Below are 15,072 nucleotides of genomic sequence, written 5' to 3'. Positions count from 1 at the left end.
CGGCTGCCGGGCCTGATCAGCCCGCGGCCTTGACCGCGTCGTCCACGAGCTGCTGCCAGGCCTTGTCCTGGACGACCGAGCCGTCGTCCATGCCCTGCACCACCGACTCGACGGCGTTCTTGACCTGCGTGTGCTTGACGCCGAGGAACACCGGCTGCAGCGAGGCCGCCGACTTGGCGAAGATGTCGCCGATCGGGGCGTCGTTGAAGAAGGCGTTCTTCGCGCCCGTCACCGCCGGGTCCTGCTGGGCCTTGGTGTTGCTCGGCATGTTGCCGAAGTCGGTGAAGATGCCGGCCTGCACCTCGGCGCTGGTCAGGTAGTCGGCGACCTGGGCCGCCTCCTTCGGGTGCGCCGACTGCTTGGGCACCGCCAGCCACGACCCGCCCCAGTTGCCGCCGCCACCCGGAACGGCCGCGACGTCCCACTGGCCCTTGGCGCCCTCGCCCGCGTTGCCGCTGACGACGCCGAGCATCCACGAGGGGCAGCCGACGGTGGCGAAGGCGTTCTTCTTGGTGCCCGTCGCCCACTCCTCGGTGAAGTTGCGCAGCTTGGCCGTGAGGCCGAGCTGGGTCATCTTCTGGGCGAAGTCGAAGGCGGTCTTCACCGCGGGGTTCTTGTCGACGACGAGGGCGTTGGACTTGTCGAAGTACGTGAGGTTGCCGTTCTTGGCCGCCTCCTGGACCAGCACCACGTTGTAGAGGGTGTTGGTGCCGTCGGTGAACTTGGCGTCCTTCACCTTGCCCTGGAACCGCTGGCCGACCTTGAGGAAGTCGTCCCACGTCGGCCAGAGGGCGGCGACCTCCTGACGGTCGGTGGGGAGACCCGCCTTCTCGAACAGCGTCTTGTTGTAACAGACGCTCATGCCGCCGATGTCGGTGCCGAGGCCGAACACCTTGCCGTCGGAGGACACGCCGTTCTCCCACTTCCAGGAGGGGTAGTCGGCCTGGCGGCCGGACAGGCCCTGCTCGCCCAGGTCGGCCCACCACTCGGGGTGCGCCTTCGCCAGGCCCATGCCGCCCTCGTCGATGCCGACGACGTCGCCCGCGCCCTTGCCGGCCTGCAGCCACTGGATCATCTGCGGCCAGTAGACCTGCTCGAACTGGTCGGTGAGCACCTCCAGCTTGATCTGGACGTCCTTGTGTTCGGCGTTCCACTTGGCGACGGCGTTCTTGTAGCCGAAGTTCTCGCCGCCGCCGAACACCTTGACCTTCACGGTGACGGGCTCGGCGGCACCGGAGGCGGCGGGAGCGCCGGCGGGGGTGGAGCCCGAACCGCAGGAGGCGATCGCCAGGGCGGTCGCGGCCAGGGCGGCGGCGGTGAGGCTGCCGCGACGCTTGGTGGTCATCATTCTGGACCCCTCTCGGGTGGTCGCGGCCTCGTCCCCGGCCGGTGAACCGCGATGGACATTCATTTGGGAGCGCTCCCACGAAGGGTGTCCGACGACGGGTCGGGGCGTCAATACGGCGCAACAGAACCGTTACCGGAGAGGTGTTTTCCCACTGTGAAGTCGTACTTCTCTGGATAAATACCCCATAGACGACTTTGGGAGCGCTCCCATCACAGAACCACCGCAACCCTCAGTCGGACGTGACGCCGTCAGGGCGACGGCTCACCGCAACCCGCGCTCTTGTGGGGCGCGGCAGCCTGGATCGCGGCTCAGTGCAACCCCGGCTCCGGCGGGGCGCGGCGCCTACTGCCCTGGCTACGGCTCACCACAACCCCCGCTTTTGTGGGGCGCGGCGCTCTGGGTGGCGGCCCACCGCAAGCCGGGGCGCGGCCCACCGCCAGGCCCTGTCGCCGGCGCTATCCTGCGGGCGTGCACTCGACGAAAGTCATGGCCCGCCGCGCCGTCGCCCTGACAGTGGCGCTGCTCCACGAGCACGCCGACACGGAGGGAGTCACCCGAGTCCTCCTGGAATACGGCGAGCGGCCGCCCCTCGACCTCACCCCGAACGACGTCGAGACGATGCGCGAGGCGGCCTCACGACTGGTCCGGGTGTTCGGCGCAGAGACCGTCGACGAGGCCGCCGCCCTGCTGAACGAACTCCTCGCCGGCTCCGCCGGTCCACCCCGCCTCACCAGCCACCACGGAACCAGTACCTGGCACCTCCACGTCGACGAGGCCGACGACGGGCCGTGGGGGTCATGGTTCCTCGCCTCCTCGGCGATGGCGCTGGCCGTCCTGCTCGCCGACCACCAGCGCCTGCCCGGCGGGCTGTGCGCCGCCGCGGGCTGCGGCAAGCCGTACCTGGACCTCGGAGGCGGCAGCCCCCGCCGGTACTGCGGGAGCCGCTGCGCCACCAGGGAACGCGTCGCCGCCCACCGCGCCTCCCACCCCTGACGCTCCGCCCGCCCGCTCCTCCGCCCGTCGGTCTGCCCGCCCGCCCGCCCGCCTGCCCGCCTGCCCGCCTGCCCGTTCGCCCGCCTGTCCATCCATCCGTCTGCCCGTCCGCCTGCTTGCCTGCCTGTCCGCGCGTCCGACCGCGCGGTTCCGGGTGCGGCCCGCACTCGACGACACGTGGGATTGCGGGCCGTGGCTTCGGGTCTCGGCGCTTGGGGCTTTGCCTGGGTCGTCGAATGCGATGCCGCGTCGGGGGCGGTGATGGTCAGGCGGCGGTCGCGGGGCGGGGAAGGCGGTGGGAGAGGAGGAAGGCGACCGCCGCCACGAGTTGGATGGTCGCGCCCGCCAGCAGTGCGGCGGCGGGGGAGTGGGCGGCCAGCGGTCCGGCCATCGCCGAACCCAGCGCGAACGAGGTGATCTTCAGGCTGGCTCCCGTGGTGAAGACCTGGCTGCGCAACCGGGGCGGCGCCTCGCGGTGCCGTACCGCGAACAGGGCGGTGAGCTGCGGTCCCTCGCCCAGCCCGACAAGCACGACGGCCAGCACCGCCACCGTGAACGTTCCCGCCAAGGCGGCGAGCGCCAAGCCCGCGCCGATGATCAGTACGCTCGCCAGCACGACGGCGTCAGGGCGCGTGGTGGGGAACCTGGCGAGCACCGCGTTCGCGGCCAGAGCGCCGGCGGCCAGCACGGACAGCAGCAGCGCGCCGTACCCGGGATCACCCAGCAGGCGCCCGCCGAGCAGCGGGGCGGTGACCGTCAGCGTCGCGAGGCCCGCGTAGGAGATCATCGAGGTCAGCGTGGCGCGCCTGAGGCTTCCCGCACGGGCGAGGGCCGCGAACCCGGCGACCAGTTCGTGGCGCATGCCGTGGCGCGGCGAATCGTCGGCGTCCCGGGTGGTCGGGTTCGATTCGACGGCGGCCTCGGCCGTGGACGACGCGGTGCCGGTCTTGAACTCCTGCGAGGGGCTGCCGCCATCGGGCGTGGCGGGGGCTGCCTGCGACCACGGAGGAGGGACGGTAGCGGTCTTGGTGGTGGTCTGAACAGCGGCCCCGGGGGTGGTGTCGGGCGTTGCCCGGGCGGCGGTCTCGGGCGTGGCCTGGCCGATGGCTTCGCGAACGGTCTCGGATGTGGCCTGGGCGGTGGCCTCTCGAACGGTCCCGGGCGTGGCCTGAGTGGTGGACCCGTGAATGGTCTCGGGGGTGGCCTGGGCGGAGGTCTTGGCGGTGGCCTCGTGAATGGCCTCGTGGCTGGGCTCGTGGCTGGGCTCGTGGATGGGTTCGGCGGGGATGGGGAGTTGGCGGGAGGGGAGGGACCAGGCGGCCGGGAGGGCGGCGGCGACCAGGGCGGCGGAGGCGATGACGGCGACGTTCGCACCGGCGGAGGCCGCGACGAGTCCCGCGAGGGCAGGGCCCGCCAGTCCGGCGAGGTTGTAGGCGATGGAATCGAGGACGTTCGCGCGAGGCAGCCGGTCAGCCGGGACGAGACGCGGGAGTTGCGCGGTCCAGCCGCCCGAGAGGGCGGGGCCGAGCAGGCCCGCCGCCACCGCCACCCCGATCACGACCGGGTCCGGTGCCCCGCCGAGCAGCGCGAGGATCGCCAGGAGCCCGGCCGCGTATCCGGCCAGCAGGGCGGCGAGGAGGCGTCCAGGCTCGCGGGCTCGGTCGAGCGCGGCGCCGAGGACGGGTCCGCCAAGGGCCGCGGAGATCGTCAGCCCTGCCAGCAGCCATGACGCCACCGAGGGGGACCCGGTGACCGCCAAGCCCAGCACCAGGAGCGCGGGCCCGGACATCTCGTCGCCCGTTCGCGCGGCCACCACGGCCGTCATGTAACGCCTTACCATTCACAAGACGTTACAGCGTCGAGTCTATCCCGGATAGCCGTGGCGCCGGTTGGCCTGCACAGCGCCCTGGTAGGCGTCGATGAGACCCCAGACCCACAGGCCGAAGGAGACGGGCAGGAGCAGGAATCCGACGATCACGAACGCCAGAATGAACCCGAAGATCAACGTCGCGTACGACCCGACAAGGATGCCGACCCCCTTGGCGGTGTCCCCGTTGACGATCGATCCGACCCCGGGCAGGAAGAACGACAGCAGAACCGAGATCGACGGCTCCTTGTGCGGCGGCAGCGGGACAGGAGGTCGCCGTCTGGTGTACGGCACGGCGGGGTGCCCGAAAGGACCGGGGATTTGCTGGCCGTACGGGATCGGAGCGCTCGATGAGTCGTAGGGCCCTGAAGGGTAGCGCAGGCCGTACGGATCGGACGAGCCGTACGGATAGGGCTGCTGGTCGGACAAGACGACCCCCAGGGACGAGAAGGATTTGTCCCACAACACTATGCCCGGCCCCGCCGATCTGGCCGTGATCGTGGTTAGCCTGACGGTGTGCAGGCACTTATGCTGCGCCTGTCGATGCTCGACACGGGCGCGGAGAGCGCGGTGCGGGTCATCGCATACTTCGACTCGCTGGTGCGCGACCACGTCGGTATCGCGAAGCTGCTGCAGGCCACGGCCACGCTGGCGCAGTGCCCCGTGGGGCTGCTCGACGCCTCGACGGGCAGGCGCTGGCGGGCGACACCAGGCAAGAACCCCGCGATCAGGCCGAAGACGCCCACCCAGCCCCAGACCGCCCCGGAACCCGAGGCCGCTGCCAAGCAGGCAGAAGCGACGCCAGGCCCCAACGCTCCGCTCGGATCGAACACCCCACTGGAGTCGAGCACCGGGCTGGGGTCGAGCACCGGGCTGGGGCCGAACACTGGGCTGGGGTCGAGCACCGAGCGTGGGTCGATCACGGGGGCGAGCGATGGGCCGAGGTCGACGGCCATCCGGGGATCGAGCGCGGAGCCGAGGCCGACGGCCACCTTACGGGCGGGCGTCGAGCCGGGGGCGAAGATCGCCCTGACGGCCAGGAGCGCGCCAGGGTCGAGCGCTGAGCCGAGGCCCACGATCACCTCGGGGACGAGCACCGTGCCTGGGGCCGACGGCGCGCCTGGAAAGGAGGCCGTCCCACTACGTGGGGGAGCACCGGTGCACGGGGGCGTAGTGGACGCGGGCGCCGCCGGGGCAGGGTGGCTCGTCAGGGAGCTCGGCCCCGAACTCGGCACGGTCTGGATGGAGCGAGAGGGCGACCCGCACGGCCTCGACGAGATCGTCCTCGAGAGGCTCGCCGTCGCCGCCGAGGTGACGCTCGAACGTACCGCCTCGGCCGCCGACCCGGCGCTGGTCGAGCTCGCCCTGTCGGCGGACACCGGCGACGCCGCACGTGCCAGGGCGCTGCGACTGCTCGGCTTCGCGACGGGCGCGCCGCTGCAGGTGCTCGCCGTGCCCGCCGCCGACGGGCCCGCACTCATGGCGGGACTGCGCGCGCAGGGCACGCACGCCAGGACCACCACGGTAGGCGATGTGGCCGTCGTGATCGTTGCCGCCGAGGTCAAGGCATTGCCTCCCACCGTGCGGGCCGGGGTGGGACCGTCCGTGCGCGCCACCAAGGTGGCCGACTCCTGGGAGGCGGCCAGCCTGGCGTTGCGCTTCGCCACGGAGGAGTCGCGGGACCGCGTGGTGCGCTGGGCCGATCTGGGGGCGCTGGCGCTGCTGGCCGCCCACGTTCCCGACGAGGCCGTCGCCGAACTGCCCGACGTTCGCGCAATGCGCTCGCTGCCGCCCGAGGTGGCCGCCGCGGTGCGGGCGCTGTGCGAGGAGGGCTCGGTACGGCGGGCCGCCGTCGCCGCGCACCTGCACCACAGCTCGATGGCCGCCCGCATCGCCAGGGCGGAGGCCGCGCTCGGCTTCTCGCTCGCCGTATCGGCGGGTCGCCTCCGCGCCCACCTCGCGCTCTCCCTGGCCCGCCTGGTCGCCTGACCGTCCGGCTCCTGCTCTCGGTCGCCCGCCTGTTCGTCTGGCCGTCCGCGTGCTGTTCTCGGTCGCCTGGATGGTTGTCTGGCCGTCCGGCTCCTGCTCTCGGTCGCTCGCCTGGTCGTTTGACCGTTCCCCGGTCGTCTTGACCGATCGCGACCTCGGGGAGAGAGCCTTGGCACGCTGGCGTTCAGAGGGGTCGGAGAGCCTGGCGTGACCTGCGGGTTGAAGTGCGGCCGACAGCCTTGCGGCGGGGGCTACCGGTACCGGCGGGCTCCGCCAGGGCGGCCGGCCGATCAGGCCAGGAGGGCTCGCCGCAGGGCGACGATGCGCGCGGCTCCCGCCTGTCGGCTCACCTCCGCGTCGGGGATGATCAGGTCGAAACCGTGGAACGCGCCCGCGTACAGGTGGAACTCGGTCGACACGCCCGCCTGCGAGAGCCGCTGCGCGTAGATGAGGCATTCGTCGCGGAACACCTCGAGCTCGCCGACGTCGATGAACGCGGGAGGCAATCCTGAGAGGTCTTCGGCCCTGGCAGGAGCCGCGTACGGCGAGACGTCGTCGGTGCCTTTGCGGTCGCCGAGCAGCGACGTCCACCCGAAGACGTTGGCCGCCCTGGCCCACACCACCGCGGACTCGAACTCCAGTGTGGACGGCGTGTCGTCGCGGTCGTCGAGCATCGGGCAGACAAGGAGCTGGTAGGCGACGGCGGGGCCGCCCCTGTCCCTGGCCAGCAGCACCGTGCCGGCCGCGAGTCCGCCGCCCGCGCTGGCTCCCCCCACCGCCACGCGTGCCGGGTCGATGCCCAGCTCGGCGGCGTTCTTGGCGGTCCAGGCCAGGCCCGCGTAGCAGTCTTCGACCGGCGCGGGATCGGGGTGCTCGGGCGCCAGGCGGTAGTCGACCGAGACCACCACGCACCCGACCTCCTTCACGAACCGCCCGACGAGCGCGTCGTCGGCGTCGGGCGTACCGACGATCATTCCGCCGCCGTGGATCCAGTAGAGGCACGGCAGCGGCCCGTCGGCGGCCCCGGCGGACCGGTAGACGCGCAGCCGCACGTCGGGAGCGCCCTCGGGGCCCTGCGCCCACCGTTCCTCGATCGTGACGAGCGGATCGTCGACCGCCGTCGCCGCGTACATGGCGGCCGCCTGAGCCCGCATCTCGGGCAGGTCCTCCGCGGTGAGGGTCGACAGGTCGGGAAAGGGCATCTCGAACCGGTCGAGCGCGGCGGCGAGTTCGCGGTCGAGGTTGGGGTGGTGGGGCATCGTCTGGCACCTTCCGGTTGACGGGGCGTGCATCTCGATGGTGCGTGGCGGGCACACCCCTCACAACCGCAAGACGGCGGGGATGCGCGCCGATCTGGCCGCCGGATGGCGGGCCGCTCGCCCCGCCGACCCGCGCCGCCGACCAGCTCGGGTGCCGCGGTGGCGCGGGTGGTCACGGTGATCCGCACCGCCGGGTGTGTCGGTTGGCGCGGGTGGTCACGGTGATCCGCACCGCCGGGTGTGTCGGTTGGCGCGGGCGGTCACGGCGACCCGCACCGCCGGGTGTGTCAGGTGGCGCTGGTGATCACCGCGAAGCGGGCGCCGAACGGGTCGTCGAGCGCCGCGAAGCGGCCCACCCCCTCGACCGACTCGGCCGGCATGACGACGGTGCCGCCGAGCTCCTGGGCTCGGGCCACCGCGGCGTCGCAGTCGGCGACCTCGAAGTACGGCATCCAGTGGGGACTGTCGCCGACCGCCAGCGGGACGAGGCCGCCGATGCTCGGATCGTCACCCTGCGCGGTCGAGACCACGGTGTAGTCCATGGGACCCATCGGCACGGTCGCGACCGTCCAGCCGAAGACGGCCTGGTAGAACGGCTGGACCGCGGCGGGGTCAGGCACGTGGAGCTCGACCCAGCCGAGCGAGCCCTGGTCGGTGACCAGGTCGAGGCCCGGGATGTCGCCGCCCTGCCAGACGGCGAACTGCGCGCCCGCGGGGTCGGTGAAGTGGGCCATCCGCCCGGCGGTGAAGACGTCGGACGGCTCCACGCGGACGGTGCCGCCGTGCTGCTCGACGAGCTTGGCCGAGGCGTCGGCGTCGGGCGTGGCGAAGTAGGTCGTCCAGGCGGCGCCGGCCCCCTCTTCCATGAGCGGCCCCAGGGCCGCGACCGTCTTGCCGTCCAGCTGCAGGAAGCCGTAGCCGCCGCTGTCGGGGCCCGCCGGCCGGAAGGACCAGCCGAAGACACCACGGTAGAAGGCGGCGGCCTGCTGGACGTCGGGCACGCCGAGGTCTGTCCAGTTGGGCGCGCCTGGAAAGAACTGAGTGGTGAGCATGGAGCCAGCTTGGCACCGTCCGCCGACGAAAACCGGGAACGCCGGAGATCGGCGCGGTTCGCGCGCCGCGGTTGGGCGCGTTTTCCGTGCGAAACCGGGTAGGTGATCGCGGTCATGTTCCACGGAGCGGGGAGGCCGACGATGCCGCTCATCGACACCGAATGCGTCCGGCAGCTGCTGGAGTCCGCGGACCCCGACGCGACCCTGGTGTTCGTGCGGGGCGACTGCGTGGTGATGCCGGGCGACCAGATCGACGAGGCCCACCGCGGCCTGGTCATCGCCAGGCGGGCGGACCTGCGAGAGTTCGTCCCCGGAGAGCACCCCACCGAGCAGCAACTGGAGACTCTCGCGCACCGGCTCGACAACGTGGTCCGCGACCTCGGCTCCTAGACCCGCCGTCCGTAAGGCCGGCCACGCCGAGCCCACGGCCCGGCGTCGGCGCCCCCTCTTGTGTCAGCGGTGCATCGAGGTCGGCACCCCGTCTGGTTCCAACGGCGCAACCGCTCGGGCGAGGTCGGCGTCTGGTTCCGACGGCGCAACCGCTCGGGCGGGGTCGGCGTCCGATGTGGTGGCGACGGCGCAACCGCTCGGGGAGCGGCGTCAGCGTCCGGTCTCGTGCCAGCGGCGCAACCGATCCAGGATCGGCCGCAGCTCGTCCAGGTCGGGGGCGGGCCCGCCGAACCGTTCGGCGCGGACGATCGACGTGGCCAGCCGTACGGCGTCGCTCACCGGAGCCTCCGCCACCTCGACGGTGGTGGTGCGCCGCCAGAGCGGCCAGTCGAAGGCGACCACCACGCCGAGCTCGTACAGCAGCTTGACGTCGCCGGTCTCGAACACCTCGCGCCAGCGGTCGGCGGGCTGGGCGGACAGTGCGGCGACGATCTCGTCGTTGGTCGGCCCTGAGGCGTCGACGGCCTGCTCGAAGGCGGCGTGCGCGTCGTGGCCGAACAGGACGAACCGCACCTCCTCCACGCTCGTATGCGCGGCTTTGACGGTGCAGGCGGCGATGCGGGCCGCGGAGTCGAGCGGCCAGCCGTAGATCCCCGCGGAGATGGCGGGGAAGGCCACGCTCGTCGCCCCGAGCGAGTCGGCGACCCCGAGCGACTCGCGGTAGCAGGAGGCCAGCAGCGCGGAGCGGTCCTGCTCGGCGGAGTAGACGGGACCGACCGTGTGGATCACCCAGCGTGCGGGGAGCTCGCCCGCCGTGGTGGCGACGGCCTCACCGGTCGGCAGGCCGCGACCGTACCTGGAGGCGCGCAACCGGCGGCAGTCCGCGAGGATGGCGGGACCGCCGCGCCTGTGGATCGCGCCGTCGACCCCGCCGCCGCCCATCAGGGAGGAGTTGGCGGCGTTGACGACGGCGTCGACACGCTGCTCGGTGATGTCGCCCTCGACCGTGGTGACCCTCATGTGACAGAAGCCTAGAACGACATCGCGGCGGACCGGCTGTTCTCGCCGCTGACCGGCCTCGCGGCGGGGGCGTGCCAGGAGCGGGCCGACTACGAGACCGGGGTGCCCCTCGCGGCCCTCGACCCGGACGTCGATGCGGCCGACCCCGCGGAGATCGGCCGCCTGGCGTGACGGCGGGTCAGAGCCCGTACTCCTCCAGCAGCCGCAGCCACACCTCGCTGACCGTCGGGAACGACGGTACGGCGTGCCACAGCATGTCGAGCGGCACCTCGGCCGTGACCGCGACCGTGGCCGCGTGCAGCATCTCGGCCACAGCGGGACCCACGAACGTGACGCCGAGCAGCACCTTGCGCTCCTCGTCGACGACGATCTTGGCGCGTCCCGTGTAGCCGTCGCCCAGCAGGGACGCGCCCGCGACCCTGCCCATGTCGTACTCGACCACGCGCACGTCGAAGCCGTCGGCGCGGGCGGCCTGCTCGGTACGGCCGACCGAGCAGACCTGCGGGTCGGTGAACACCACCTGGGGCGCGCCCTTGCCGTCGGCCAGGTCGCGCAATCCGGTGGCGTCGTCGGGCCTGCCGTGCGCGCGGGCGGCGATGACGTCGCCGCACACCCTGGCCTGGTACTTGCCCATGTGCGTGAGCAGGTTGCGGCCGTTGACGTCGCCCACGGCGTACAGCCAGTCGGAGCCAGGCACCCGCATGCTGTCGTCCACCTGGACGGGGCCCTCCCCGTCGAGCCCGAGGTCGTCGACGGCGGGCCTGCGGCCGGTGGCCACGAGCAGTTCGTCGGCCTCGATGCTCTCGCCGTCCTCCAGGTGGACGGTGACGGGGCCGCCGTCCGCGGCCCGCTCGACGCGGGTGACCTTGACGCCGAACCGCACGTCGATCCCCGCTTCGCGCATCGAGTCGGCGAGCATCCGCCCGGCGAACGGCTCGGTCCGCCCGAGCAGCCCGCCGCCGCGCACCAGCAGCGTCGTCTCGGCGGCGCCGAGGGCGTGCAGCGCCTGGGCCATCTCGCAGGCCACCACGCCGCCGCCGAGGACGACCAGGCGTGCGGGCACCTCGCGGACCGAGGTGGCGTCCCTGCTGAACCAGGGCCGCGCCTCGGCCAGCCCCGGGATGGGCGGCACGACGGGGACGCTGCCGGTGGCCAGCACCACCGCGTGCCTCGCGCGCAGCGTGGTGATCGTTCCGTCCTTGTCCTTGACCTCCACCAGGCGCTCGCCCGCGAGGCGGCCCCTCCCGCGCAGGAGCGTCGCAGGCAGCTTGGTGACCCATTCGGCCTGGCCGCTGTCGTCGAGGTAGCCGACCGCCTTGTCCCTGCTGTTCAGCACCGCTGCGACGTCGATGGGCCCGTCGAGCGCCAGCCCCGGCACCCTCGACACCTCGGCTGCCAGCTCCATCGGCCGCAGCAGTGACTTGCTGGGAATGCATGCGTAATAGGAGCATTCGCCCCCCGTGAGGTGGTTCTCGACGACGGCGCAGGACAGGCCGCCGCGCACCACCCGCCCCGCCACGTTCTCTCCCGCGGGACCTGCGCCGATCACGACCACGTCCACGTCGGTGCTCTGCATCGTCATGTTCCGACCGTACGGCCTGCGCGAAACGGGGCCGTCACCAGGTGAGGTGGACGGCCTCGGGGGAGCGGTGGATGAGGGTGGGCGACATGCGCACGTCCTCGTCGGCCAGGCGCAGGCCGGGCAGTTCGCGCATCAAAGTGCGCAAGGTGATCTGCGCCTGCTCCTTCGCCAGCTGCGAGCCAGGGCAGCCGTGCGGCCCGTGCCCGAACGACAGCTGCCTGGACGCGGGCCTGGTGATGTCGAACTCGTCGGGGCGCGCGTTGGCGTCGGCGTCCCGGCCCGCGGAGGCGAAGGAGACGAAGAGCACGTCGTCCTCGTCCAGCCGGGTGCCGCTCAGCGTCACCTTGCCGGTGACCGTGCGGCGGAAGCCCTGGACGGGCGCCTCGAACCTGAGCGCCTCGTCGATCGCCGCGGGGACCAGCTCGGGCCGCTCGCACAGCAGCTCCCACTGACGGCGGTCGCGCAGCAGGTTGAGCACCAGCGTGCCGAGCAGCGCGGTCGCGGTCAGATGCCCGGCCAGCAGCAGGTTCTGCAGGTTGGAGACGATCTCCTTGCGCTGGTCGAGTGTCAGCTCGCCGGACCCGGGCGCCAGGTCCCTGACCATCTCGGTGATCAGGTCGTCGCGCGGGTCCTCCCTGCGGGCGCGAGCGTAGCCGTCGAGCAGATGCTGCAGGGCCACGATCTCCTGTGCAGCCTTCACCTGCTCGGCCTCCGTCAGCTCGGAGAACAGCAGGCTCTCGGCCCGCTGCGCGCCGCCGATCGCGCCAGGGACGTCGGAGGGGTCGAGGCCGAGCAGGTGCCCGATCACGTCGGCGGGCAGCGGCCTGGCATAGGCTGCCATCCACTCGACCTGGCCGTCGCCCGCGAACGCGTCGATGAGCGCCTCGGCGCGCTCGGTGACGAACGGGAGGGCGGCGGCCACCCTGGTGGGAGACAAACCCCTGGTGAGCGGCCTGCGCAGGCGGCGGTGCGCCTCGCCGTCGGCGGTGAGCACCGCCTGGACGCCGCCGAGCCCCTTGACCAGCTCCGAGAGCGCGGCGCGACCGGGGAGGTAGTCGGGCTTCAGCGCGCGAGCGGAGGAGAAGTGCTCGGGCCTGCTCAGCACCTCGCGCACGTCGTCCCGCCTGCTGACCAGCCACGCGCCGAGCTCGGGCAGGAAGGTCAGGCCGCGGGTTTTGCGGGCCTCGGCGTAGACGGGATACGGATCGCGGTGGAAGGCCTCAGCGCTCACCCGCCCCATGGTCGCGGGTGGCCGCGGGCAGGACAAGATCTGAGGGCGCCCGGCTATGCCGGCACGGTGTCAGCAAACACGAAACCCCAGGCCCGAGGGCCTGGGGTGTGCTGGTGGACGATACTGGGATTGAACCAGTGACCTCTTCCGTGTCAGGGAAGCGCTCTCCCGCTGAGCTAATCGTCCGAGGTGGAGACGGGATTTGAACCCGTGTGGACGGCTTTGCAGGCCGCTGCCTCGCCTCTCGGCCACTCCACCGAGGGAGGCCCTCAGCGATGGCCTCTCCGAGCGGAAGACGGGATTCGAACCCGCGACCCTCACCTTGGCAAGGTGATGCTCTACCACTGAGCCACTTCCGCGTTGCCGCTCGTTCGCGGCGACAAGGAAACTCTAGCGGAGTTTCCGAGCACATGCGTCATCCATCGTTCCTGCGTAGCTGCCTGGCCACGCTTCGCTCGGTCGACGGCAGGGTCAGGAAGATCTCCAGAATCCTGGTCAGCCGGTGAACCTCGATCCGGTGGAAGGCGGGCCCGTCGGAGCGGGCGAGGATCAGCGTGAGCGCCAGCGGCGGCAGGGGGGCGGCGATGATGTGCACGCCCGATTCGAGAGTGGAGGCGACAGGCCTGGGCGGGGTGACCTCGGGCAGCGGGACGTGCTCGGGCGCGCGCCAGCTGGCGTAGACGAGGGAGCGCGGGTCCCTGTCGGTGCCGGCGGCCGCCCAGTCGGCGCTGAACAGCACCGGCATGGAGTCGATCAGCGTGGACAGCGCCCTGTCGCCCGCCGTGGTGATGTACTTGAGAATCTCGAGCTCAGGGTAGGTGCCGGGGGCCTCCCGCGTGGTCCAGACCCCTTCCACGGTGACACCCTGCACGCTCGCCAGGCTCTTGGCGAGCGTCTCCTTCGAGGTGCTGTCGGGACAGAAGAGCGTGAAGTCGTCCAGCGCCCTTCCCGCGCCCCGCTCCAGCACGGTGACCTGGGTGATGTCGGCTCCTGCCGCACCGAGCGCGCGGGTGACCTGGCCGAGGGCGCCTGGCCTGTCGGGCAGCGCGATGCGCAGTCGCAGAAGCATCCATGGCCTCCCGATGTCGCAGGTCGATCCCCTGTCACACCCTATCCGCGAATAACGCTCACGGGTCCTGGTGCGCTAGAACTTAACAAACCGACCGTCGACGCATTCGCAGGAAGCGAGGGTGGCGTTCCGCCATGAAGATCGGGCCGCTCGAGGTGTGGCCGCCGGTGGTGCTCGCACCGATGGCGGGGATCACCAACGCTCCGTTCAGGGTGCTCTGCCGGGAGCAGGGGGCGGGGCTGTTCGTGTGCGAGATGATCACCACCAGGGCACTGGTGGAGCGCAACCCCAAGACCATGCGGATGATCAGGTTCGCCGACTCCGAGCGGCCGAGGAGCATCCAGCTCTACGGCGTCGACCCCGAGATCGTCGGCAGGGCCGTGAAGATGATCGCCGAGGAGGACCTGGCCGACCACATCGACCTCAACTTCGGCTGCCCGGTGCCCAAGGTGACGCGCAGGGGTGGCGGGTCGGCGCTGCCGTACAAGAGGAACCTGCTGCGGCGGATCCTGCGCGCCGCGGTGGGCAACGCGGGCGCGCTGCCCGTGACGATGAAGATGCGCAAGGGCATCGACGACGACCACCTCACCTACCTCGACGCGGGCAGGATCGCGGTGGAGGAGGGCGTGGCCGCCATCGCGCTGCACGGCCGCACGGCGAGGCAGCACTACGGCGGCGTCGCCGACTGGGAGGCGATCAGGCGGCTGAAGGAGGCCGTCACCGACATCCCCGTGCTCGGCAACGGCGACATCTGGAGCGCCGACGACGCTGTGCGCATGGTGGCCGAGACCGGCTGCGACGGGGTCGTCGTGGGGCGCGGCTGCCTCGGCCGTCCCTGGCTGTTCAAGGACCTGGAGAACGCCTTCGACGGCAGCGCCGAACGGGCCAGGCCGACCCTCGGAGAGGTCGCGGACACCATGGCCAGGCACGCCGAGGGCCTCACCGAGTGCTTCGACATCGAGCGCTACGCGATCGCCGACTTCCGCAAGCACGTCGGCTGGTACCTCAAGGGCTTCACCGTCGGCGCTGACCTGCGGCGCGAACTCGCCACGGCCGAGTCGCTCGACGGGCTCAGCTCGAGCCTGGCCAGGCTCGAGCGCGACCAGCCGTGGCCGCCCAACACCGACACCCCGCGCGGCAAGTCGGGCGAGCGCGACCGGGTTCACCTGCCCGACGGCTGGCTCGACGACCCCTACGACTGCGTGGTGCCGCAGGACGCGGAGTCCGACATCTCAGGCGGCTGACCGCCCGGGCGAGATCGCCGTCAAAGAT

The 15,072-nt window shown here is 71.9% G+C and carries 13 protein-coding genes, 3 tRNA genes and 1 pseudogene; 4 read left to right on the top strand and 13 right to left on the bottom strand.

Annotated features, from left to right (window positions below; genetic code table 11):
- Nucleotides 1-16: 16 nt before the first annotated feature.
- Entirely contained in the window at nucleotides 17-1,348 is a 1,332-nt protein-coding gene (locus tag AC3EO4_RS36910) for an ABC transporter substrate-binding protein (RefSeq protein WP_431900084.1), read from the bottom strand.
- Nucleotides 1,349-1,816: 468 nt separating this feature from the next.
- On the opposite strand from AC3EO4_RS36910, the gene AC3EO4_RS36905 reads away from it, so the two are divergent.
- A complete protein-coding gene (locus AC3EO4_RS36905; protein WP_379571896.1) occupies nucleotides 1,817-2,341 on the top strand; it encodes a CGNR zinc finger domain-containing protein in 525 nt (174 codons plus the stop codon).
- 265 nt (nucleotides 2,342-2,606) lie between these two features.
- Here the strand turns inward: AC3EO4_RS36905 and AC3EO4_RS36900 are convergent, their stop codons facing one another.
- Nucleotides 2,607-4,181, bottom strand: coding sequence for an MFS transporter (locus tag AC3EO4_RS36900; protein ID WP_431900083.1), 1,575 nt, complete (start codon nucleotides 4,179-4,181; stop codon nucleotides 2,607-2,609).
- Between the two features lie 24 nt (nucleotides 4,182-4,205).
- A complete protein-coding gene (locus AC3EO4_RS36895; protein WP_431900081.1) occupies nucleotides 4,206-4,637 on the bottom strand; it encodes a hypothetical protein in 432 nt (143 codons plus the stop codon).
- A gap of 87 nt (nucleotides 4,638-4,724) precedes the next feature.
- Between AC3EO4_RS36895 and AC3EO4_RS36890 the strand changes: the two genes are divergently transcribed.
- On the top strand, nucleotides 4,725-6,197 hold the full coding sequence (locus AC3EO4_RS36890; protein WP_431900079.1) for a helix-turn-helix domain-containing protein: 1,473 nt from the start codon (nucleotides 4,725-4,727) through the stop codon (nucleotides 6,195-6,197).
- A 290-nt stretch (nucleotides 6,198-6,487) separates the two neighbouring features.
- Here the strand turns inward: AC3EO4_RS36890 and AC3EO4_RS36885 are convergent, their stop codons facing one another.
- Both AC3EO4_RS36885 and AC3EO4_RS36880 read right to left on the bottom strand, forming a co-directional pair.
- Nucleotides 6,488-7,456 carry an alpha/beta hydrolase gene (locus AC3EO4_RS36885; RefSeq protein ID WP_431900078.1) on the bottom strand — a complete coding sequence of 323 codons (969 nt, stop codon included), beginning with the start codon at nucleotides 7,454-7,456 and terminating at the stop codon, nucleotides 6,488-6,490.
- Nucleotides 7,457-7,743: 287 nt separating this feature from the next.
- Nucleotides 7,744-8,508 carry a VOC family protein gene (locus tag AC3EO4_RS36880; RefSeq protein WP_379571886.1) on the bottom strand — a complete coding sequence of 255 codons (765 nt, stop codon included), beginning with the start codon at nucleotides 8,506-8,508 and terminating at the stop codon, nucleotides 7,744-7,746.
- Between the two features lie 141 nt (nucleotides 8,509-8,649).
- Here AC3EO4_RS36880 and AC3EO4_RS36875 point away from each other — a divergent pair, with 141 nt between their 5' ends.
- Complete coding sequence (locus AC3EO4_RS36875; RefSeq protein ID WP_379571884.1) at nucleotides 8,650-8,898, top strand: hypothetical protein; 249 nt, start codon at nucleotides 8,650-8,652, stop codon at nucleotides 8,896-8,898.
- Nucleotides 8,899-9,108: 210 nt separating this feature from the next.
- Here the strand turns inward: AC3EO4_RS36875 and AC3EO4_RS36870 are convergent, their stop codons facing one another.
- The 8 genes and pseudogenes from AC3EO4_RS36870 to AC3EO4_RS36835 all read right to left on the bottom strand — a co-directional run bounded on the left by AC3EO4_RS36870 (nucleotide 9,109) and on the right by AC3EO4_RS36835 (nucleotide 13,800).
- Nucleotides 9,109-9,345 carry a DUF6508 domain-containing protein gene (locus AC3EO4_RS36870; protein WP_379572105.1) on the bottom strand — a complete coding sequence of 79 codons (237 nt, stop codon included), beginning with the start codon at nucleotides 9,343-9,345 and terminating at the stop codon, nucleotides 9,109-9,111.
- 63 nt (nucleotides 9,346-9,408) lie between these two features.
- Nucleotides 9,409-9,918 (bottom strand): annotated as a pseudogene (locus AC3EO4_RS36865) (O-acetyl-ADP-ribose deacetylase); the annotation flags it as partial.
- A 178-nt stretch (nucleotides 9,919-10,096) separates the two neighbouring features.
- A complete protein-coding gene (locus AC3EO4_RS36860; RefSeq protein WP_431900075.1) occupies nucleotides 10,097-11,500 on the bottom strand; it encodes a dihydrolipoyl dehydrogenase family protein in 1,404 nt (467 codons plus the stop codon).
- Between the two features lie 34 nt (nucleotides 11,501-11,534).
- Nucleotides 11,535-12,731: a cytochrome P450 gene (locus AC3EO4_RS36855; protein ID WP_379571880.1), complete on the bottom strand. Its 1,197-nt coding sequence runs from the start codon at nucleotides 12,729-12,731 to the stop codon at nucleotides 11,535-11,537.
- A 111-nt stretch (nucleotides 12,732-12,842) separates the two neighbouring features.
- A tRNA-Val gene (locus tag AC3EO4_RS36850) sits at nucleotides 12,843-12,917 on the bottom strand.
- Between the two features lies 1 nt (nucleotide 12,918).
- Nucleotides 12,919-12,989: transfer RNA gene (locus AC3EO4_RS36845), tRNA-Cys, on the bottom strand.
- Nucleotides 12,990-13,018: 29 nt separating this feature from the next.
- Nucleotides 13,019-13,090, bottom strand: a tRNA-Gly gene (locus AC3EO4_RS36840).
- A gap of 56 nt (nucleotides 13,091-13,146) precedes the next feature.
- On the bottom strand, nucleotides 13,147-13,800 hold the full coding sequence (locus AC3EO4_RS36835; protein WP_431900073.1) for an ACT domain-containing protein: 654 nt from the start codon (nucleotides 13,798-13,800) through the stop codon (nucleotides 13,147-13,149).
- 134 nt (nucleotides 13,801-13,934) lie between these two features.
- On the opposite strand from AC3EO4_RS36835, the gene dusB reads away from it, so the two are divergent.
- Nucleotides 13,935-15,044, top strand: a complete 1,110-nt coding sequence (gene dusB / locus AC3EO4_RS36830; protein WP_431900071.1) for a tRNA dihydrouridine synthase DusB — start codon at nucleotides 13,935-13,937, stop codon at nucleotides 15,042-15,044.
- Nucleotides 15,045-15,072 lie beyond the last annotated feature (28 nt).

This window comes from Nonomuraea sp. bgisy101, assembly GCF_057708945.1.
Note: the sequence above shows the minus strand (reverse complement) of the source record. Positions and strands in the feature narration are given on the sequence as shown.